Origin of the sequence: Streptomyces sp. NBC_01537 (genome assembly GCF_045040445.1) — a bacterium.
Classification (GTDB): domain Bacteria; phylum Actinomycetota; class Actinomycetes; order Streptomycetales; family Streptomycetaceae; genus Actinacidiphila.
Genome location: NZ_CP109392.1, coordinates 5,746,740 through 5,766,691, shown reverse-complemented (window position 1 = coordinate 5,766,691; position 19,952 = coordinate 5,746,740). Strand labels below are relative to the sequence as shown.

At 69.8% G+C, this 19,952-nt stretch carries 14 protein-coding genes; 9 read left to right on the top strand and 5 right to left on the bottom strand.

The genetic code is table 11. The features are described 5' to 3' along the window. Positions 1 to 104: 104 nt before the first annotated feature. On the bottom strand, positions 105 to 1,622 hold the full coding sequence (locus OG607_RS26590) for an alpha-N-arabinofuranosidase (RefSeq protein WP_405728413.1): 1,518 nt from the start codon (positions 1,620 to 1,622) through the stop codon (positions 105 to 107). A gap of 530 nt (positions 1,623 to 2,152) precedes the next feature. Between OG607_RS26590 and OG607_RS26585 the strand changes: the two genes are divergently transcribed. The 7 genes from OG607_RS26585 (at position 2,153) to OG607_RS26555 (ending at position 10,992) form a co-directional block, all read left to right on the top strand. Further along, entirely contained in the window at positions 2,153 to 3,505 is a 1,353-nt protein-coding gene (locus OG607_RS26585; protein WP_405728410.1) for an extracellular solute-binding protein, read from the top strand. Next, entirely contained in the window at positions 3,502 to 4,536 is a 1,035-nt protein-coding gene (locus OG607_RS26580; protein ID WP_405728407.1) for a carbohydrate ABC transporter permease, read from the top strand. Before OG607_RS26585 ends, OG607_RS26580 begins: the two co-directional genes overlap by 4 nt. Further along, positions 4,536 to 5,357: a carbohydrate ABC transporter permease gene (locus tag OG607_RS26575; RefSeq protein WP_405728404.1), complete on the top strand. Its 822-nt coding sequence runs from the start codon at positions 4,536 to 4,538 to the stop codon at positions 5,355 to 5,357. The genes OG607_RS26580 and OG607_RS26575 overlap by 1 nt, the downstream gene beginning before the upstream one ends. Positions 5,358 to 5,385: 28 nt before the next feature. Then, entirely contained in the window at positions 5,386 to 7,392 is a 2,007-nt protein-coding gene (locus tag OG607_RS26570; protein WP_405728401.1) for a beta-galactosidase, read from the top strand. Between the two features lie 216 nt (positions 7,393 to 7,608). Beyond that, on the top strand, positions 7,609 to 8,457 hold the full coding sequence (locus tag OG607_RS26565) for a hypothetical protein (protein WP_405737069.1): 849 nt from the start codon (positions 7,609 to 7,611) through the stop codon (positions 8,455 to 8,457). After that, positions 8,343 to 9,677, top strand: a complete 1,335-nt coding sequence (locus OG607_RS26560) for a TIM-barrel domain-containing protein (RefSeq protein ID WP_405737066.1) — start codon at positions 8,343 to 8,345, stop codon at positions 9,675 to 9,677. Before OG607_RS26565 ends, OG607_RS26560 begins: the two co-directional genes overlap by 115 nt. 442 nt (positions 9,678 to 10,119) lie before the next feature. Continuing rightward, the gene (locus OG607_RS26555) at positions 10,120 to 10,992 is read left to right on the top strand and encodes an amidohydrolase family protein (protein ID WP_405728397.1); all 873 of its coding nucleotides are present in this window, start codon (positions 10,120 to 10,122) and stop codon (positions 10,990 to 10,992) included. A gap of 101 nt (positions 10,993 to 11,093) precedes the next feature. Here OG607_RS26555 and OG607_RS26550 read toward each other — a convergent pair whose 3' ends face one another. Beyond that, positions 11,094 to 11,501: a hypothetical protein gene (locus OG607_RS26550; protein WP_405728394.1), complete on the bottom strand. Its 408-nt coding sequence runs from the start codon at positions 11,499 to 11,501 to the stop codon at positions 11,094 to 11,096. 317 nt (positions 11,502 to 11,818) lie between these two features. Here OG607_RS26550 and OG607_RS26545 point away from each other — a divergent pair, with 317 nt between their 5' ends. After that, a complete protein-coding gene (locus OG607_RS26545) occupies positions 11,819 to 12,601 on the top strand; it encodes an NPP1 family protein (RefSeq protein ID WP_405728391.1) in 783 nt (260 codons plus the stop codon). A gap of 74 nt (positions 12,602 to 12,675) precedes the next feature. Here the strand turns inward: OG607_RS26545 and OG607_RS26540 are convergent, their stop codons facing one another. The 3 genes from OG607_RS26540 to OG607_RS26530 form a co-directional block, all read right to left on the bottom strand. Next, entirely contained in the window at positions 12,676 to 13,374 is a 699-nt protein-coding gene (locus OG607_RS26540; protein WP_405728388.1) for a class I SAM-dependent methyltransferase, read from the bottom strand. Between the two features lie 226 nt (positions 13,375 to 13,600). Next, positions 13,601 to 14,281, bottom strand: a complete 681-nt coding sequence (locus tag OG607_RS26535; RefSeq protein ID WP_405728385.1) for a response regulator — start codon at positions 14,279 to 14,281, stop codon at positions 13,601 to 13,603. 710 nt (positions 14,282 to 14,991) lie between these two features. Further along, positions 14,992 to 16,200, bottom strand: coding sequence for a sensor histidine kinase (locus tag OG607_RS26530; protein ID WP_405728382.1), 1,209 nt, complete (start codon positions 16,198 to 16,200; stop codon positions 14,992 to 14,994). Between the two features lie 386 nt (positions 16,201 to 16,586). Here OG607_RS26530 and OG607_RS26525 point away from each other — a divergent pair, with 386 nt between their 5' ends. After that, on the top strand, positions 16,587 to 19,949 hold the full coding sequence (locus OG607_RS26525; protein WP_405728379.1) for a S8 family peptidase: 3,363 nt from the start codon (positions 16,587 to 16,589) through the stop codon (positions 19,947 to 19,949). Positions 19,950 to 19,952 lie beyond the last annotated feature (3 nt).

Below are 19,952 nucleotides of genomic sequence, written 5' to 3'. Positions count from 1 at the left end.
CCAGGATGGAATACGGGTGGGAAGAGGTCTCTTCAGTCCGGGGCCGACGGCCGGCGGCGGTGCGCGGCCGGGCCGGCCCCACGCGGGACGCGGCGCCGGGCAGGTCAGCCCAGCGGGGCCCGGACGGTGACGAACGAGTGGGGCGGCAACGTCAGGGACAGCCCCCGGTCCGTCGCCTTCAGCTCGTCGAAGGGGCGCGGGCTGACTGTCTCCGGTGTGCCGGGTGTGTTGTGGTCCTGGAGGCGGTCGGCGGTCAGGATGCGGGCGGTCGGCTCGCCTGTGGTTCCGCCGCGCAGGTCGAGGGTCACCTCGACGGGTTCTTCGGCGTCGAGGTTGGACAGCGAGATCAGGACGTGGCCGTCCTTGACGCTGGCGGAGGCGGACAGCGTGTCCAGTGCGGCGTCCCCCACCTGACGACGGGCGCCGTCCGTGCTCAGATGCACCGCGAGTGAAGTGGCGTCCTGGTGCCCCTTGTTCATCTCGAACACGTGGTAGGTCGGGGTCAGGACCAGCGCGTCGCCGTCGGTAAGGACCATCGCCTGCAACACGTTGACGGTCTGGGCGATGTTCGCCATGTACAGGCGTGCCGCGTGCTTGTGGAAGATGTCGAAGTGGGTGCTCGCCACGAGCGCGTCGCGCAGGCTGTTCTGCTGGAACAGGAACCCGGGGTTGGTGCCCGGTTCGACGTCCCACCAGGTGCCCCACTCGTCCAGGACCAGGCCGACCGTGCGGCCGGGGTCGTAGATGTCCATGACCGTGGAGTGGCCGGTCAGGATGCGGTCGGTTTTCCGGGCCGCGACCATCGTGCGGTAGTAGTCGTCGGTGTCGAAGTCGGTGGCGCTGCCCTTCGCCTCCCAGGGGCCGGCGATCGTGTAGTAGTGGACGGACAGGCCCTGGAAGAAGTTCTTCGGGGTGGCCTCGCAGCCGAAGCAGCTGATCTGCTGCATCAGCGTCTCGGTCCACTTGTAGTCGTCGTCGGAGGCGCCCGAGGCGATCCGGTACAGCTTGTTGTCGCCGTGGTCGCGGCAGTAGGTGGCGTACTGGCGGGCCAGGTCGGCGGAGTACTCGGCGCGCATGTTGCCGCCGCAGCCCCAGGTCTCGTTGCCGATGCCCCAGTACTTCACGTGCCAGGGCTCGTCGCGGCCGTTGGCCCGGCGCAGCCTGGCCATGGGGCTGTCGCCGTCGCGGGTGAGGTACTCGACCCACTCGCTCATCTCCTGCACGGTGCCGGAGCCGACGTTGCCGCTGACGTACGGCTCGGTGCCGAGCAGTTCGCACAGGGCCATGAACTCGTGGGTGCCGAAGTGGTTGTTCTCCTCGACGTCGCCCCAGTGGGTGTTGACCATCCGGGCGCGCTGCTCGCGTGGCCCGATGCCGTCCTTCCAGTGGTACTCGTCGGCGAAACAGCCGCCGGGCCAGCGCAGATTGGGGATGTTCAGGGCCCGCAGCGCCTCGACGACATCGAGCCGGATGCCTCCTTCGTTGGGGATCGGCGAGTCCTCCCCCACCCAGAAACCGCCGTAGACGCAGCGGCCGAGGTGCTCGGCGAAGTGGCCGTACAGATGGCGGCTGATCGTCGGGCCCTCGATGTCGAGGTTGATGACCGCGGTGGCGTTGGGCACGGACGTACTCCTGCAGGAATGTCGTGGGGCGTGAGTGGACGTGGGGCGCGGGGCGAAGGCGGGGGTGGTGCGGCATCCCCACCCGTGGTCGGCCTCGTCGGAGGCGTCACGAATGCTTAGCAACCGGTTTCTTGTAGCGTTACAAGAAGCTGCCATCGCGCCACCCCGAGAGTCAAGAGGGCTGCGTCAGACTCTTTTTCGGCAGGCGCACCCATGGTCGGACCCGTTTAATACGGGGCGTTCCAACCTCTTGACACTGCCCTGGAGCCGGTCCTAGCGTTCGCCGAGCCTTCTCCAACCGGTTTCCATCCGTGGGCGTTTCGGGGCGTCACGCCACACGGCCGAAGTACCGGACCAGCAACACTCGACACCCACAGTGCGGGCGGTGTCGCCGACTCCTTGCCCGAAGGCTGTCCACCACGGCCGGCGCGCACCGGGCTTCCTTCTTCGCCTGCCCGTCGTGCCCTCCTGGGCCGCAGCGCCCGTCTCCCGCATCCCCGCATGCTCACCGCACGAAAGGCTGCACCGTCATGCCCGTTTCCCCCAGAGGCTCCCTCGACCGGCGCCGTTTCCTGGCCGCCTCCGCCGGCGCCGCCCTCACCGCTGCCGCCCTGCCCGGCTGTGCCTCCTCCGTCGACTCCGGGAGCGGCGCCAAGGGCGCCAAGGAGACGCTCACCATCATGGACGTCGCCTGGACCAAGGAGGACAAGCAGAAAGCCGAGCGGGCGCTCGGCATGAACCTCGACATCATCACGTTCGACGTCACCAAGCTCAACGCCATGCTGGCCGGCAACAACCCGCCGGACGTAGTTCGCGGAGTGGGGGCGACGGACGTGCCCTACTTCGCCGCGCGCGATCTGATGGCCGACCTGGACCCGTACTTCGCCAAGAGCGACGTGCTCAAGCCCTCCGACCTCGCCGCGGCCAACGACGTCTGGCGCTACGACAGCGAGGCCAAGAAGCAGGGCACCGGTCCCCGCTACGGCATGGCCAAGGACTACTCGCAGGACTGCATGTTCTGGTACCGCACCGACCTGTTCGAGGCGGCCAAGCTCGAACTTCCCAGCGACACCGAGCCGTTGTCCTGCGACGAGTGGCTGGACCTCGGCAAGCGGCTGGTCAAGCGCAGGCTCGGCAAGGTGAAGGTGTACGGCCTGAGCGCCGGGGCCCTGAACGGCCCCCTCACCACGTTCCTGTGGATGACCGCCTCGGCCGGCGGAAGCCTGTTCGCCGAGGACCTGGCCACGGTGGACTTCTCCTCGCCCGAGGCGCTCAAGGCGCTGACCTGGTACCTGGACTACGCGAAGTCCGACATCGGCCCCAGCGTCGTCAACCCCAACCCGGACGGCTGGGACTGGCCCACCTACCAGGCCAACCGGATGGCGATGGCCAACGACGGCTACTGGTTCGGCGGATCCATCGGCGGCGACGCCAAGGTCTCCGAGGTCTCGCGCTTCGCCCCCGCGCCCCAGCTCGGCAGCAACCGTGTCAGCCCCTGTTTCGGCGGCACCGGCTACTGGGTCCCCAAGGGCGCCAAGAACAAGGACGCCGCCTGGAAGTACTTCGAGTACTACTTCGGCGGCAAGCTCGCCCAGGACCGCGCGACCACCGGCTGGGGCATCCCCTCCCTGAAGTCGCTGGTCCCGAAGATGCCGCAGGACACCGCGTTCCACAAGCAGTCCTACGAGGTCCAGCAGCGGGAGCTGCCCTACTTCTCGGTGCTGCCCGTCAGCCCGTACGCCCAGATGGACGCCCTGAACGTGGTGCTCACCAAGGTTCTGCCGGACGCCGTCAAGTCCGGCACCGCGGCCGGGAAGATCGCCGACGCGCTCAACTCCCGTATCAACGACCAGCTCGCGCGGGGCAAGGAGCTGGTGGGGTGAGTACCGATCAGCTCGCCGGGCCGGACGCACGTGCGCCCCGGCGGGCGACCCTCGCCCGGCTCAGCTCGCCGCGGGCGCGCAGTCCCCGCTCCCTGCGGGCCCGCCGGACCGGGGCGTTCTACGTGTTCGCCGGCCCCTGGCTGCTGGGCTTTTGGGCCATGACGGTCTTCCCGCTGGGCTACGCGCTGTGGCTGAGCTTCACCAACTCCGACGGCCTGTCCCCGAAGACCCGCTATGTGGGGCTGGCCAACTACCGTGAGGTCTTCACCGACCCCGACACACTGGCGTCACTGGGCCGCACCGGCCTGTTCACCGTGATCACGGTGCCGCTGACGATCGCCGCGGGTCTTCTCCTCGCGGTGCTGCTGAACCAGCCGATCCGCGCCCGGGGTGTGTTCCGCACGCTGGTCTATCTGCCCGCCGTGGTGCCACCGGTCGGTTCCGCCCTCGTCTTCAAGCTGATCTTCGACCGTGACTCGGGTTCCGCCAACGGCCTGCTGGACATCTTCGGCGTGAACGGGCTCGCCTGGCTGCAGGACCCGTACGCCCGCTGGGTGCTGATCACGCTGACCGTGTGGGGCTGCGGCAACGTCATGATCATCTCGTTGGCGGGGCTCCAGGACATCCCCGCGGAACTGCTCGACGCGGCGCGCATGGACGGGGCGAGTTGGTGGCAGTCCTTCACCCGAATCACCTTGCCCCTCCTCTCCCCCGTCCTGTTCTTCCAGCTGATCACCCAGATCATCGCCACGCTGCAGAGCTTCCTGCCGCTGCTCATCTCGATCGACCCCACGCCCAAGGGCGTGGGAGCCGTCCCCGAGAGCAACCAGCTGATCATGATCGACGTCTTCACGCAGTACTTCTCCAACGGCCGCTACGGCTACGCCTCCGCCCTGCTCTGGGTGCTCTTCGCGTTCGTCATGGCCATCACCTTCCTCGTCTTCAAGCTGAGCAAGGGAGTGGTCTTCTACTCCGTGGATCCCGAGCAGACGAAGGCGAAGACCAAGCCGCGGACGATCGGAGACAGCTGATGGTCCTGGCCCGACGCAAAGTCGTCTACATGCTCCTGGTCGCGATTCTGGTGCTCATGCTCAGCCCCTTCGGCTGGCTCCTGATCAGCGCGTTCAAGGACCCCTCCGAACTGCGCGCAGTGCCCATCCACTGGTGGCCGCACCACCCGACCCTGGAGAACTTCCGCCTGGCCCTGACCCTCTTCGACTTCTTCGGCTACGCCCGCAACTCGCTGACGATCGCCGGCATCCACTCGCTGCTGATCACCCTGGCCTCGGCCTGGGCCGGCTACGGCTTCGCCCGGCTGACCGGGCCCGGCAAACGGATCATCTTCGGGCTCATGCTGTCCACGATGATGACGCCGCAGATCATCACCCTCATCCCGACCTACCTGCTGTTCTCCAAGGCCGGGCTGACCAACACCTATGTCCCGTGGGTGCTGTGGGGGCTGGCCGGCGCACCATATCTGATCTTCCTCTTCCGGCAGTTCTTCACCAACATGCCCAAGGAACTGGAGGAGGCGGCGATCATCGACGGCTGCGGACAGATCCGCATCTTCTGGCGGATCTTCCTCCCCCAGTCCTGGCCCGTCATCGCCACCAGCCTGGTGCTGTCCTTCAGCTGGAGCTGGGGCGACTACATCGCCCCCGCCCTGCTGCTGGACGACGACCACACCACGCTCGCGGTGAAGATGGCCACCGGCTACGTCACCGAGCAGGGAACCGGGCTCTACACCGTCGTCGGAGCGGGCGCCGTCCTGTACATCGTGCCCTCACTGGTCCTGTTCCTGATCCTGCAGCGCAACTTCGTCGCAGGCACCGCCACGTCCGGACTCAAATGACCGACCCAGCCGATCCCGGAGCAACCCCATGACCACGAAACCCGTCCTCTCCCTCCCCGGCATCGCCTACGGCGGCGACTACAACCCCGAACAGTGGCCCGAGGAGGTGTGGGCCGAGGACATGCGCCTCATGCGCGAGGCCGGCGTCAACTTCGTCAGCGTCGGCATCTTCTCCTGGGCCCTGCTGGAGTCCTCCGAGGGCACGTACGACTTCTCGCGCATGGACCGGATCCTCGGCCTGCTGCACGAGAACGGCATCGCCGCCGACCTCGCGACCCCGACCGCGGCCCCGCCGGCGTGGTTCTACCGGGCCCACCCGGAGGCGCTGCCGGTCGACAAGGACGGCCGCCGGCTGTCGTACGGCAGCCGCCAGACGTTCTGCCCCTCGAGCCCCGCCTACCGCGAGGCGGCCCTGCGCATCACGGGCGCGCTGGCCGAGCGGTACGCCGACCATCCGGCGGTGGCGATGTGGCACGTCCACAACGAGTACGGCTGCCACACCAACAGCTGCTACTGCGACACCAGCGCGGAGGCGTTCCGCCGCTGGCTGCGGACGAAGTACGCCGATGACCTGGATGTTCTCAACAACGCCTGGGGCACCACGTTTTGGAGCCAGTGGTACTACGACTGGGACGAGATCCTGCCTCCGCGGGCGACCGGCGCCGGCCCCAATCCGGCCAACCTGCTGGACTGGCACCGCTTCTGCTCGGACGAGTTGCTGTCTCTCTACAAGGCGGAGCGGGACGTGATACGGGAGGCGGCCCCCACCACCCCCGTCACCACCAATTTCATGGGGATCACCGACGCGTTGGACTACTGGCGCTGGGCGCCGGAGGTGGACGTGGTGTCGGAGGACCACTACGCGATGTCCACCGACCCCGAGGCGGAGATCGGGATCGCGCTCGCCAGCGATCTCGTGCGGTCGCTGGCGGGCGGCCCCTGGTTCCTGATGGAGCACTCCACGGGCGCGGTGAACTGGCAGCCCGTCAACCGGGCCAAACTGCCCGGGGAGTTGCGGCGCAACGCCCTCGCGCACGTGGCCCACGGAGCCGACGGCATCGCCTTCTTCCAGTGGCGGGCGGCGAAGGCGGGCGCCGAGCAGTGGCACTCCGCGATGGTCCCGCATGCCGGAACCGACAGCCAGATCTGGCGGGATGTGGTCCGACTGGGCGCGGATCTGAGGGCGCTGGCCGAGGTACGCGACAGCACCGGCACGGCCGAGGTCGCCATCGCCTGGGACTGGAACGCCCGTTGGGCCCTGGAGTTCCCCGCTCAGCCCAACAGCGAGCTGCGCTACCAGGAGCTCGTACGCTCCTGGTACGAGCCGCTGTGGCGATCGGGCGTGGCCGTGGACTTCGTACGCCCGGACGCCGACCTGTCGGCATACCGGCTGGTGCTGGCCCCCGCGCTGTACCTGGTCGACGACGAAGGCGCAGCGAACCTCACGGGCTTCGCCGAACGCGGTGGCACATTGGCGGTCGGCTTCCACAGCGGGGCGGTGGACGAGAACTGCCATGTACGGCTGGGCGGTTACCCGGGGGCGTTCCGCAAGGCGCTCGGCGTCAGGTCGGACGAGTACTTCCCGCTCCAACCCGGTGACACGGTCACGCTGCGCGGGGGCGGTACGGCCTCACTGTGGTCAGAACGCTTGCGCCTGGAGGGGGCAGAGGCTGTGGCGTGGTACACCGACGGGCCACTGGCAGACGTACCCGCCGTGACACGTCACGCGTACGGCGAGGGCACGACCTGGTACCTGGCCACACACCCGGACCCGACCGTCCTCGCGTCCCTCATGACCCGCATCCGCACCGAGGCCGGCGTGGAACCGGTCCGCACGGCACCGGAGGGCGTCGAGGTGGTTCGCCGCCGGTCCCCGTCCGCCGACTACCTGTTCCTGATCGACCACGCGGGCAACGGCGCTGAGGTGCCCGTCGCCGAGGACGCGGTCGAACTCCTCACCGGCAAACCGGCACCCGGCTCGGTGACGCTGGCACCGGGAGAGATCGCGGTGGTGCGGGAGCCGCGACGAGGCTGACGGCGCAGCCCCGTCCCGCCTCATCTGCGGTCCTCCGGAACAAGGACCGTGGCGCTGCGGTCCACAGCAGGCGTGGCACAGATGCCCTGCGGTGACACCTCAGCACCACCTCCATGACCGGGCCCGGCGGCCCGGGGCGGATCGCCTTCCTCCCTGCAAGCAGCTTCACGCGGGGCGCGCTGTCCCTCCTTGTCCGGGCCGCTGCCGTGAAACGTCATCCGACGGTCACCGTCGACCATCGCCACCCTCCGAGAAGGAATCCCCAGTCATGACCGTCTTCACCGCACGGGACGGCGTCCTCGAACGACACACCCCGCACGAGGTCCTCCTCATCGAGCCCTGGGGGCCGCACTCGGTCCGGGTCCGCGCCCGCCCCGGTCAGGCCCCCGACGACACACTCCCCGGCCCGCCCTCGACGTCCCCGCCGCAGGCCCTGCCGCCACCGCGACTGCGCACGCGGACGGCAGCGCCCGCATCGTCAACGGCCGCCTCACCGTGGAGGCCGGCAAGGACGGCTCGCTGCGCTTCCTGCACACCGAAACCGGCCGCGAACTCCTCTCCGACCAGCGCCCCTACGTGGCCTGGGCGTACCCGCAGGCGCGCGAATACGCACCGCTCGGCGACGGCACCCACCGCATCGAGCAGCGCTTCGAGGCGTACGACGGCGAGCGGATCCACGGCCTGGGCCAGCATCTGCACGGCTGTCTCGACCAGAAGGGCCTGGTGATCGATCTGGTCCAGGGCAACACCGTGGTCACCATCCCGTTCCTGCACTCCTCCCGCGGCTACGGCCTGCTCTGGAACAACCCCGCGATGGGCAGGGTCGAGCTGGGCAGGGACGCCACCCGCTGGGTCGCCGACACGGCCCACCAGATCGACTACTGGATCACCGCGGGCGACACCCCGGCCCATGTCATGAGGCGTACGCCGACGCCACCGGGCACCCCCCGCTGCTGCCCGAATGGGCAGCCGGTTTCTGGCAGTCCAAGCTGCGCTACCGCACACAGGACGAACTCCTGGCGGTGGCCCGGGAGCACAAGGAGCGCGGACTGCCGCTGTCGGTGATGGTCTGCGACTTCTTCCACTGGACCCACATGGGCGACTGGGACTTCGACGCCGCCGACTGGCCCGACCCGGAAGCCATGATCGAGGAACTGGAGTCACTCGGCGTCAGGCTGGCGGTGTCCGTCTGGCCCACCGTGGATCCCGGCAGCAGCAACCACGACATGCTGCGCGACGCCGGACTCCTCGTCGGCGACAGCCACGGCGGCCTGCTGACCTTCCCCTGGCCCGCCCGAGGCCACGGCCCGGACCACCAGCCGATGACCTACTTCGACGCCACCCACCCCGCCGCCCGCCGCCACCTCTGGCAACAGCTGAGCGAGCACTACCACTCGCTCGGTGTCTCCGCCTTCTGGCTCGACGCCTGCCAGCCGGACATGCCTCTCGAACTCGCCGTCCGCGCGGTCTACTCGGCGGGCCCCGGCGCCCAGGTGGGCAACCTCTACGGGAAGCTGGCCGCCCGCGCCGTCGCCGAAGGCCTGAACGAGGCCGGCGACGAGCGCCCACTCAGCCTCGTCCGCTCCGCCTGGGCCGGCAGCCAGCGCTACGGCGCCGCCCTGTGGTCCGGTGACATCCAGCCCACCTTCGAGTCGCTGGCCCAGCAGATCCGGGCCGGGCTGAACGTCGCGATGAGCGGCATCCCGTGGTGGAACACCGACATCGGCGGCTTCCTCGGCGGCGACCCCACTGACCCGGCGTACCAGGAGTTGCTGGTCCGATGGTTCCAGTACGGCGCCTTCAGCCACCTCATGCGCCTGCACGGCGACCGTGCGCCGAACCACCCCACCTTCTCCGCGGACATGACCGGCGGCCCGAACGAGGTCTGGTCCTACGGACCACAGGCCTACCCGATCCTGACCGCACACCTGCGGCTGCGCGAGCGGCTGCGCCCCTATCTGCTGGAGCTGTCCGAACAGGCGCACCGCACCGGGGCGCCGGTGATGCGCCCCCTGTTCTTCGGCTTCCCCGAGGACGCGCACGCCTGGACCGTCGACGACCAGTTCCTCCTCGGACCCGACCTCCTCGTCGCACCGGTCGCCGAAGCCGGAGCCCGCAGCCGCACCGTCCACCTTCCGGCCGGCGCACGCTGGACCGACACCGCCACCGGCGAGCTCCACGAGGGCGGCACCACTCTCGACGTTCCCGCGCCACTGGAACGCATCCCGGTCTTCGTCCGCGAAGGCGCCGCCGTCGCGGACGCGTTCACGGAGATCACCGCCTGATGACCTGTGCGCCGCCCTCGCAGCATGATGAACCGATCTGGCGAAGGCGGGTTGTGCGAGACTCGCGCATGCACGGGAGGCCGATGAGCCGGTCGCTGAGGTGACGCGGGATCTGGGCTCAGTGCATACACGCCGCACGACTCGATGAGTGGCGGGGAGCCCGGCAACGCTGCTTGGCTCCACACCGCCCCGGCCTCGTAGTTTCACCTGGGGTGAGCGTGACCACTGTGCCGTGAGCGCCGAAGCATGGGGGTGGTGGGGGTGCTGAAGGGGTAGGGAGGATCAAGAGGGTTGTTTCTGGCGGCGCGTCTACGTGACAGTGACGGTATGACCACGCGATTCGTACGGCCGCTACCTCAACGTCTACAGCTGGCACCTCAATTCCGTTGCCAGACCTCCGTGTTCCCTCTCATGCGCGGCAACGCCGGGAGGAAACGGCCCCGTGGGTGAAGTCGAGGCTGTCGAGAGGTTCCGGCGACGTATCGGGGTGCCCGGGCTTGTCGACGTACACACGCACTTCATGCCGGAGCGGGTCCTGCGCAAGGTGTGGGAGTACTTCGACACGGTCGGCCCCATGACCGGCATCGAGTGGGGCATCACCTACCGGCAGGAAGAAGACCAACGGATCGCGCTGCTTCGGCAGTTCGGGGTGCTCGCCTTCACCGCCATGCTCTATCCCCACAAGGCCGGCATGGCACCCTGGCTGAACGAATGGGCCGCCGGCTTCGCGGGACGCACGCCCGACTGTCTGCACACGGCCACCCTCTACCCCGAAAAGGGCGTGGAGGACTATGTGCGCACGGCGGTCGAGGCGGGGGCCCGGGTCTTCAAGTCCCATGTGCAGGTGGGGGCGTACGACCCCACTCACGAGCTGCTCGATCCCGTGTGGGGGATGCTGGCCGAGGCGGGAGTCCCCGTGGTCATGCACTGCGGCTCAGGTCCCGCGCCCGGCAAACACACCGGGCCGGAGCCGGTGGGGCGGCTCCTCGCCCGGCATCCGCGCCTTCCCCTGATCGTCGCGCACATGGGGATGCCGGAGTACACCGACTTCCTGGACCTGGCCGAGCGGTACGACGAGGTGCGCCTGGACACGACCATGGTGTTCACGGACTTCAGCGAGGGCCTCAGCCCCTTCCCGGCGAGCGAACTCGGCCGGCTCGCCGAACTAGGCGATCGGATTCTTCTCGGGTCCGACTTCCCCAACATCCCTTATCCGTACGTCCACCAGCTCGAAGCCCTTGAACGGCTCGGACTGGGTGATGAGTGGTTGCGCGGAGTTTGTTACGAGAACGGAGCGCGACTCTTCGGGCTGTAGGCACCGCCGCGACAACGACCGGGATTGCCGGGCGTATCACGACTCGCCGGCCGATTTCGTGCGAGTCGGCAATGCCCGGCGCGGTTGGCACAACCAGCCGTTCACCGGCCGCAGCCGGTACTGGCTGCAACTCTTCCATGGGCTGGGCCGCCTGCAGAGGAAGTGCGAGCCAGAGCGCCTGGAACGGGCACCTCGGTAACGCTCCGCGACCACACAACGCGATCTGCGCCCGAGCCTTCGGTCGGCTCCCCGAGCCGCGCGACGAGCGCGCTGTCCAGCCGCAGGTGCTCGGCGAGCGCGTCCGTCGCGATGACGCTGTCCGCAAAGGCGCGGGCAAACATCCGGCACGCCTCCTGCCACGAGCAGTCCGCCGGGATGCCGATGTCCGAGGTGCTCTGCAGCAAGGCGTCCAGGGCCACGAGCCTCAGCAGGGTCTCCCGGTCCGTGACGTGATCCCGTATGGCCTTGCGATCGGCATCGAGTCGGTCGGCGACGGCCTGCACGGTCAACCTGTCCGCGTCGAAAAAGCGGGCCGCGTCGACGACGTGCTGCAGGTCGAGCCCGGTCCTGCGGTCGACCGGTCGCCGTCCGCCGTCCGCCGGACGGAGGCGTCCGCTCCGCGACCCGTCGTCTTTGGGCGGCCCCGGGGCGTGCGGTGGGTGACGGCATCGGAAACGACCCGCCAATCCTCGGTGCGGGATTTTTCACCCTGACGAATCCGGGTGCTGAACAATGTCCCGCTGGCCAGTCTCGGTCTCGCCCCGCCGGGGATCCGGCACGGACCGCGCCGGATCCCCGGCCGACCGAACGACTGGAGACGCAACGCATGTCCCACGCAGTCAAGCGCCGTCGGAAACCCCGCGGCCGCCTCGGCAGCACCTTGCTCGTGGCGCTCAGCGCCACCGCACTGACCGTCGGCCTCCAGGGCAGCGCCTCCGCCGCCGTGCTGAACCCGCTGACCCCGAAGGCCACCGCCTTCCAGAAGAAGTACATGCCGGACTTCGACTACGACACGGACGGCTGCTTCCCCGCGGCGGCCATCGACACGAACGGAACCCTCAACGGCGGCCTCAAGAACAGCGGGTCGATCACCGGCGGTTGCCGAACCGGACACCTCGGCAAGGCCAACACCTACTCACAGTCGCTGTGCAGAAACGGCTGGTGCGCGTACGTCTACGGCCTCTACTTCGAGAAGGACCAGACGCTGAACGGCGCCGACGCCTTCGGGCACCGCCACGACTGGGAGTCCGTCGTGGTCTTCCAGAAGCAGGGCGCCGAGAAGCCCAGCTATCTGGCCGCCTCCCGGCACGGCGGCTACAGCACCCATCCGATCAACGAGGTACCCATGGACGGCAACCACGTGAAGATCGTCTACCACAAGGACGGCGCGAGCACCCACGCCTTCCGCTTCGCCAAGTCGGGCGAGGTGCCCGAGGCATGGGGCGACGGCGGCTGGGACAGGCCGGGCCTGCTCACCCTGGACCTGATGAGGAGCGACCTCAAGACCAAGCTGTCCGACGCCACCTGGGGCAAGGCCAACTTCCCGCTGGCCGGCAACCTGGTCAGCAACATCAACAAGGCCCGGCCCTCGGCGGTCCCCGCGTTCTGACGCACGGACCCGCACCGAGATGCCCCCGGCGGGCACCTTCCCTGTCCCGCCGGGGGCATCTCCGTGTCGGCGCCTCAGCACAGGGTGAAGAAGATCATGGGGTTGTCCCTGCTGTCCCGGAGATGGTGGCCCAGAGCGAGGGTCCTCTTGACGTCGTTCAGACGGTGGTGCATCTCGGGGGCGTGCGCCCGGGAGGCGGTGAAGTAGGTGTTCTCCTGTGCGGCGAGCCAGCGCAGGACCACCGCGCCCTCGGTGAACGGCAGCGGCCTGCGGCCGTGGAAGACGTCGTGGACGCACACCGGTATACCCGGCCGCATACGCGGCAGCAGGTGCTGGATGTACCAGCGGGCGAAGCTCGCCGAGTGAGCCGCGTCGATGAAGAGGAAGTCCGCAGTGTCCGGGATCTTCTCCAGGTTCTCCCGCGCGTCTCCCTGCGTGAACGTCCAGCGGCCGGTGGAGAGCCGCTCCGGGACGTTGCGCGCGACGTGGTCCACGATGTCGTACGAGTACAGGTGGCCGGTGCCGTTGTCCTTCAGTGCCTGGAGTATCCAGGTGGTGGACCAGCCGTGGAAGGTCCCGATCTCCACCACCGTCTCCGGGCGGGCCTCGCGCAGCAGGAGGTAGGTGACCTCCGCCTCGATGTCATCGAGTTGGGCCTTCAGCAAGGTCGGCGGCGCGAGCAGTTCCCGCTGCTTCTCGCGGACCCGGTCGAGATCGTGGGCGTAGGCGCGGTAGAGCCGGATGACGTGCTCGATGTCGATGTGCTGGTGCATGCGCGCTCCGTGCGAAACCGTTCTTGGTTGGTCAGGGCGCGGTGAAACTAAAACGCGGGGACGGGGCAGCACGTCACACCCAGGTGCCAACTCCGGTGTCACACCCGGGTACCAGATGCCCGGTGCCCGGGGCCTGGGGCGGGTGCCGGTGACCGGGTCGGTGGCCCGGGCCGTGATGGTGTTCGGGCGTTCGCGTCTGTGGGTTGGCCGCCCCACCGGGCGCGGATCAGGCGGACCTGCCCGGAGCGACCAAGCCCGACTCGTAGGAGATGACGACGAGTTGTGCCCGGTCACGGGCACCGAGTTTGGCGAGCAGGCGGCTCATGTGGGTCTTGACGGTCTGCTCGGCCACCACCAAGCCCGCGGCGATCTCCCTGTTCGACAGGCCCTGCGCGACCAGCAGCAGAACCTCCGCCTCGCGGGGAGTCAGTGCGTTCAACCGCACCTGGGCGCCCCGGCTCGGCGCGGGGCGGCGCCGGGCCACGTCCTCGATGAGGCGTCGGGTGACGGAAGGAGCGAGCAGCGCCTCACCGGCGGCGATCACCCGCACCGCCTGCACCAATTCGGTGACCGGGGCGTCCTTGAGCAGGAAGCCGCTGGCTCCGGCGTGCAGGGCCGCATAGACGTAGTCGTCGATGTCGAAAGTGGTCAGCATGAGCACCTTGGGGCGGTGCACCACACCGGGCGGCGGATCGAGCAGCCGCCGTGCCGCCTCCAGCCCGTCCATCTCCGGCATCCGTACGTCCATCAGCACCACGTCGGGATGCGTGCTGCGGCTGACTTCGATGCCGAGCCGCCCGTTGGGCGCCTCCCCCACGACGTCGATGTCGCTCTGCGCCGAGAGCAACGCCGCGAACCCCGAACGCACCATGTCCTGGTCGTCCACGATGACCACCCGAATAGTCATGCCCATCCCTCCTGTACCAGTCATCTGACGAACCCGTGCCGCCCGGCCGAACCGGGCTCCACTCTGCCTCGCGGCAGGGACTGCCGCCTCGGTCGAGTGGCCATGAGCAACCGGCCCGGGTGGGCGGGGATCGGCCGATCGGCCGATCCCCGCCCACCCAGCTCGGGGCGTCTCCTCCACCGTTCGGGCGGGAGACTCGCCACAGGCGCGCGTAACACTGGCCGTTCGGCTGAGGCGCATACCCATGTCGCGGCAGAAGAGTTGTGTCACAGCTTCCGCCCCGACGCAGGAGTACGGCGATGTCCCTTTCTCTCGGAGACCTCCAAGACCGCAGGCACAGCCCGGCCGGGTTCGCGGGAGGCGGTCGTACGAAACCGCAAGCGAGGGGTCACCTGGCGCGGGTCACGGCGCTGGCCGCTGCCGCGCTGGTCACCGCCCTGTGCCTTCCCGCGGGCCGGGCATATCCGGACACCGTGGAACCACGACAGCCGGCGGCGAAGGAGCACATCGTCCCCTCCGCGGCACGCTCCACCCGATGACGCTGGGGTTCGCTGGGAACAGTCATGCCCGTCCACCTGGTCTTCAGCGGAACGACAGGCCCTCGGCGAACACGCCTTTGACACCGAGCGCAGCACGCGATCAAGGACGAGGCCATCAGTCGGCCTCACTGGCACCGGTGAGCTGACGCCCCGCACGCCGCTCGGTATCCATTACGACGAGGCGTTCGCCGTGGGCAGGATCGCCGTGACTTCCCAGCCCCGGCGATCGGAGCAGGGTCCCGTAAGCAGTTCGCCGCCGAGCGCGGTGACCCGTTCGGTGAGGCCGACCAGGCCGAAGCCGCCGCCGCGCGCGGCCTGGGGCAACCGGCTGCCGCCGCGACCGTCGTCGCGCACGGTCACCTCCAGCACGCGGCCGTCGTAGGCCAGTCCGACCGTCACCTCGGTGGCGTCCGCGGCGTGCCGCCGTACGTTGGTGAGGGCCTCCTGGACGACCCGGTAGGCGGCGGCCTGCGTCTCATGGGGCAGGTCGTCGGGCACCGAGGGATCGCGGCGCAGTTCACCCTTCGGGCCGACGGGCCCGCTGAAGCCCTCCACCAGGTCGGGGAGCGCGGCCAGATCGCCCGTCGGGTGGCGGTCGGTGGGCCCGGTTTCCGGGACCTCGCGCATCAGGCCGACGGTGCGGCGCATGGAGGCCAGGGCCTCGGTGGCGGCGCGTTCGACGTCCTTCAGGATCCCGGCCAGGCGCTCGGGGTCCGACATGGCGAGGAGCTGGGCCACCTGTGCCTGCACCAGGATGCCGGTGACGTGGTGGGCCACGAAGTCGTGCAGGTCGGCGGCCATGGCGAGGCGTTCGGCGCGGCGTGTCTCGGTGATCGCGGCGCGGCGGCGGTGGTCGAGGGCCCGCAGGTACCCGCCGAGTCCGGCGACCGCGCCGGCCAGGAACAGCATTGCGAACGGGTTGACCGACGAGTCGCCGGGGGCCTGCCTGTAGGGCAGTGCCAGAACCGCCGCACCGTTCAGGACGCCGCACACCGCCACCCACCGTACGGGGCAGTCCCGCACCGCGATCAGGAGCAGACACAGCAGGATCGCGAGTTCGCCGGGTCCGTAAAGCGACTCCCGGCCGGACAGGACCACGGCCGCCGTCACGGCGCCGGAGAGGGCCGCGGGCACACCGGTGCGCACCGCCACGGTGAGCCACACCGGCCGTCCGGCGACGGGCCACAGGAGCGCCGCCAGACCGATCGGCAGCACCACCGGCTGAGGCCACCGCGGCTCACCGTCGGCGCCTGCCCACAGCAGGTCCACACCTGCCGCCGACAGCAGAAGGACGATGCCGAACGCCTTCAGAAGGCTTCGCCGACGGCCATCGGGTCCGGAAGGCGCACCGATGGCACGCACGCTGCTCAGGAGATCCACGGCGCGACCTTAACCTCCCACCGGCGCGGCGGGATCAGCCGAACGGCCACTTGCGCAACGCGGCCGGCCGCGCACATCGGCCGAACGGCCGAGTCCTCTCGCGAGCAGAGGCTCCTCCCGATTTTTCAGTGCCCCGGGAGGGACTACTGACCAATTCCTCGCGGGCCAAGACTCGATTCCGACCGACGGCAATCCCCCGCCGCCGGCTCAGGCGGCCCCGGATCTCACGCCCTGCCCCCCTGGTGCGGGCCCGGGGCCGCCCCATGCGCTCACACAGTGGCGCGACGGGGACCATCCACCGACCTACGGGGAAGCGGGACAGTACATTGCGGAACAAGCACAGGCGGAGCGGGAACCAACTGACGGCGCGGAGTGCCGCGTACGGCATGACGGCGCTGCTGGCGGTGGCCGGGCTCACCGCCTCCGCCACCGTCACCTCCGCGGCACAGAACACGCCGGCGGCCCTGTCCGCCGGAACAGCGGGCGGACCGGCCCCGGCCACCGCGCACGTGACTCTGGTGACCGGTGACACCGTCGGCGTCGACGGCCACGGCCGGGTGACCGGTGTCCGCCACGGCAAGGGCCGCGGGCACATCGGCTACTCGGTACGGCGCGCCGGCGGCCACACCTACGTCGTTCCGTTCGACGCGGCGAAGCTGCTGGCCGGAGGGCGGCTGGACCGCCGCCTGTTCGACGTCACGGAGCTGGTGAAGGACGGGTACGACGATGCCCACCGCGGGCAGCTGCCGCTGATCGTCTCGTACAAGGGCGGCAGCGGCACCCAGGACGCCGCCCGGCGGGCTCTCGCCGCCGCCGACACCGATGCGGTGCGCCGGCTTCCGGCCGTCCACGGCGAGGCACTGAGCGCCGACAAGCCGGACGCCGCGAAGGTGTGGCGGGCGCTGACCGACCCCGTCGCCGGGGGCAGCGCCGTGACGGCGGCGCCCGGCATCGACCGGGTGTGGCTGGACGGGCGGGTCGCCATGACCCCGCAGGCCGCCTCCGACCCCGATCCGAAGGGCGGGGTAGCGCAGATCGGCGCCCCGGACGCCTGGAAGGCCGGCTACGACGGCAAGGGCGTGAAGGTGGCCGTCCTGGACACCGGCATCGACGCCACCCACCCGGACGTGAAGAACAGCATCCTGGCCGCCAAGGACTTCTCCGGCTCCAGCTCCACCGACGACAAGGTGGGCCACGGCACGCACGTGGCCTCCACCATCGCCGGCTCGGGCGCGAAGAGCGGCGGAACGTACAAGGGCGTGGCACCCGGCGCGAAGCTGCTGATCGGCAAGGTCCTCGACGACTCCGGCGACGGCAGCGACTCGTCGATCATCGCCGGGATGCAGTGGGCGGTGGCGCAGGGCGCCAAGGTCGTCAACCTGAGCCTGGGCGGCACCGACACTCCGGGCATCGACCCGTTGGAGAAGGCGGTGAACAACCTGTCGGCGTCCTCGGGAGCGCTGTTCGTGATCGCCGCCGGCAACGAGGGCCCCTCCGACACCACCGTCGACACCCCCGGCTCGGCCGCGTCCGCCCTGACCGTGGCCGCCGTCGACCACTCCGACGAGATCGCCGGCTTCTCCAGCCGCGGCCCGACCGCGGACGGCGCCCTGAAACCGGACATCGCCGCACCCGGCGTGGACATCGTCGCCGCGAAGGCCGCGCACGCCAGCGAGGGCGACGCGGTGGCACCGGGCTACGTGTCGATGTCCGGCACCTCCATGGCCACACCGCACGCCGCCGGCTCCGCCGCGATCCTCGCCCAGGAGCACCCCGACTGGACCGGCGAGCGGATCAAGGCCGCGCTGATGGCCTCCGCCAAGCCGCTGACCGGCACCACCGGCTACGAGGCCGGGGCCGGCCGGGTCGACCTGACCCGCGCGACCGGCGCCACCGTCACCGCCGAACCGGCCTCCGCCGACTTCGGCACCCAGGCCTGGCCGCACAGTGACGACACTTCGGTCACCAAGACTCTGACCTACGGCAACTCCGGCACCGGGCCCATCACCCTGGACCTTGCCGTGGCCGCCAACGGTCCCGGCGGCGGCAGCGTGCCCGACGGCATGTTCACCCTCTCCCCGGCCCGGCTGACCGTCCCCGCGGGCGGCACCGCACAGGCGACGGTCACCGCCGACACCCGGACGGGCAGCGCCGACGGTGTCTACTCCGGCGCGGTGACCGCCACCGGCGACGGACAGAGCGTGCGCACCGCCCTGGTCGTCAACCGCGAGGTGGAGTCCTACGACCTCACCCTCACCGTGACCCGCAGGGACGGCAAGCGCGACGACGAACCGCAGCTGACCGTGGCCGGGCTGGACTCCGGCAAGACGTACAACCCCTACGACAACGGCACCAGCCGCAACGGCACGGTCACCCTGCGCCTGCCCAAGGGCCGCTACGTCGTCGACTCCCAGAGCATCGACACCCACGACAAGATCGCCATGATGGTCGCTCCGCGCCTGACACTGGACCACGACCGCTCCCTGGCCCTGGACGGCCGCAAGGCCAAGCCGGTCAAGGTCACCGCCCCGGACCACCGGGCGACAATGCAGGACGCCGAAGTGGTCCTCGCGGCCCACGGCGCCAAGTCCGACTACGACTACGCCGACGCCACCAGCATCTTCGCCGGCGACACCTTCCTCGGCCAGGTCGGACCGGACGCCCCCGCCGGATCCTTCATCACCCAGGCCGGCGGGATCTGGCAGCGCACCCCCACCTCACCGGCCTACCACCTGATCACCACCCACACCGGCGCCTTCTTCAACGGTCTGAACCGCACCTACTCCTCCACCCGGGGCATGGCCCGCGTGGACACCGCGGTCGGCACCACGCTCACGCACGCCCAGACCGCACCGCTGAACCTGTGGACCGTGCCCGGCTGGCCGGTGCTGAACCACGTCGTGCAGGGCGTCCTGGGCCAGTGGCGTGCGGCTCCGGCCGCCTCGATGACGCAGTACCTGACCACCGACCACGGCATGCGCTGGCAGCTCGGCGCCCGGATCGTGGGCACCAGGAACGAGGACTGGGCGTACGCCAACGGCGCCCGCCGCTTCGAGTCTGGCCGGTCCTACCGGATCACGCTCAACGGCGGCGTGTACGGCCCGATCGTCTCGCCCATCGACACCTTCGGTGGCGTGCGGGCCGGCCACTACTGGGCGGTGTGCGTGCCGATGTTCGCCGACGGCGCCGGCGACGAGACCGGCGCGGACGCCACCGTGCGTGCCCGCCTCACCTCCGGCTCGACCCTCATCGGCGACGTGACCGACCCCTGCACCGTCACCAGCAGCGGCATGCCGGCCGGCACGGCCAGGTACCGGCTGGCCATGACCGCGACCCGCGCCAAGGACTTCAAGGTCAGTGACCGTGTCGAGGTGGTGTGGGCCTTCACCTCCAGCGGCAGCGACGACGTGAACAAGGTGATCGCGCTGCCCCTGTCCGTCGTCCGCTTCCATCCGAAGCTGAGCCTGACCAGCACCGCCAAGGCGGGCGCCCGCGTCACCGTGCCGCTGTCGCTGCAGGGCCCGGCCGCGGCCAAGGGCCACCTGAAGTCGCTGACCGTGCGCGTGTCCTACGACGGCGGCCACACCTGGAAGCCGGTCACCGTCCACACGGACCACGCCGGCAAGCGGTACGTGACCCTCACCCACCCGAAGCGGCCCGGCACCGTCTCCTTCAGGGCGTCCCTGACCGACGCCGCCGGCAACACCGCAACGGAGACCATCCACACCGCGTACCGCACGGTGCGCTAGCCC

Bases quoted from the DNA above. Each gene is read 5' to 3' on its own strand.
- OG607_RS26585 (WP_405728410.1), top strand. From the start codon at position 2,153: ATGCCCGTTTCCCCCAGAGGCTCCCTCGACCGGCGCCGTTTCCTGGCC.
- OG607_RS26535 (WP_405728385.1), bottom strand. From the start codon at position 14,281: ATGACTATTCGGGTGGTCATCGTGGACGACCAGGACATGGTGCGTTCG.
- OG607_RS26570 (WP_405728401.1), top strand. From the start codon at position 5,386: ATGACCACGAAACCCGTCCTCTCCCTCCCCGGCATCGCCTACGGCGGC.
- OG607_RS26525 (WP_405728379.1), top strand. From the start codon at position 16,587: ATGACGGCGCTGCTGGCGGTGGCCGGGCTCACCGCCTCCGCCACCGTC.
- OG607_RS26540 (WP_405728388.1), bottom strand. From the start codon at position 13,374: ATGCACCAGCACATCGACATCGAGCACGTCATCCGGCTCTACCGCGCC.
- OG607_RS26545 (WP_405728391.1), top strand. From the start codon at position 11,819: ATGTCCCACGCAGTCAAGCGCCGTCGGAAACCCCGCGGCCGCCTCGGC.
- OG607_RS26575 (WP_405728404.1), top strand. From the start codon at position 4,536: ATGGTCCTGGCCCGACGCAAAGTCGTCTACATGCTCCTGGTCGCGATT.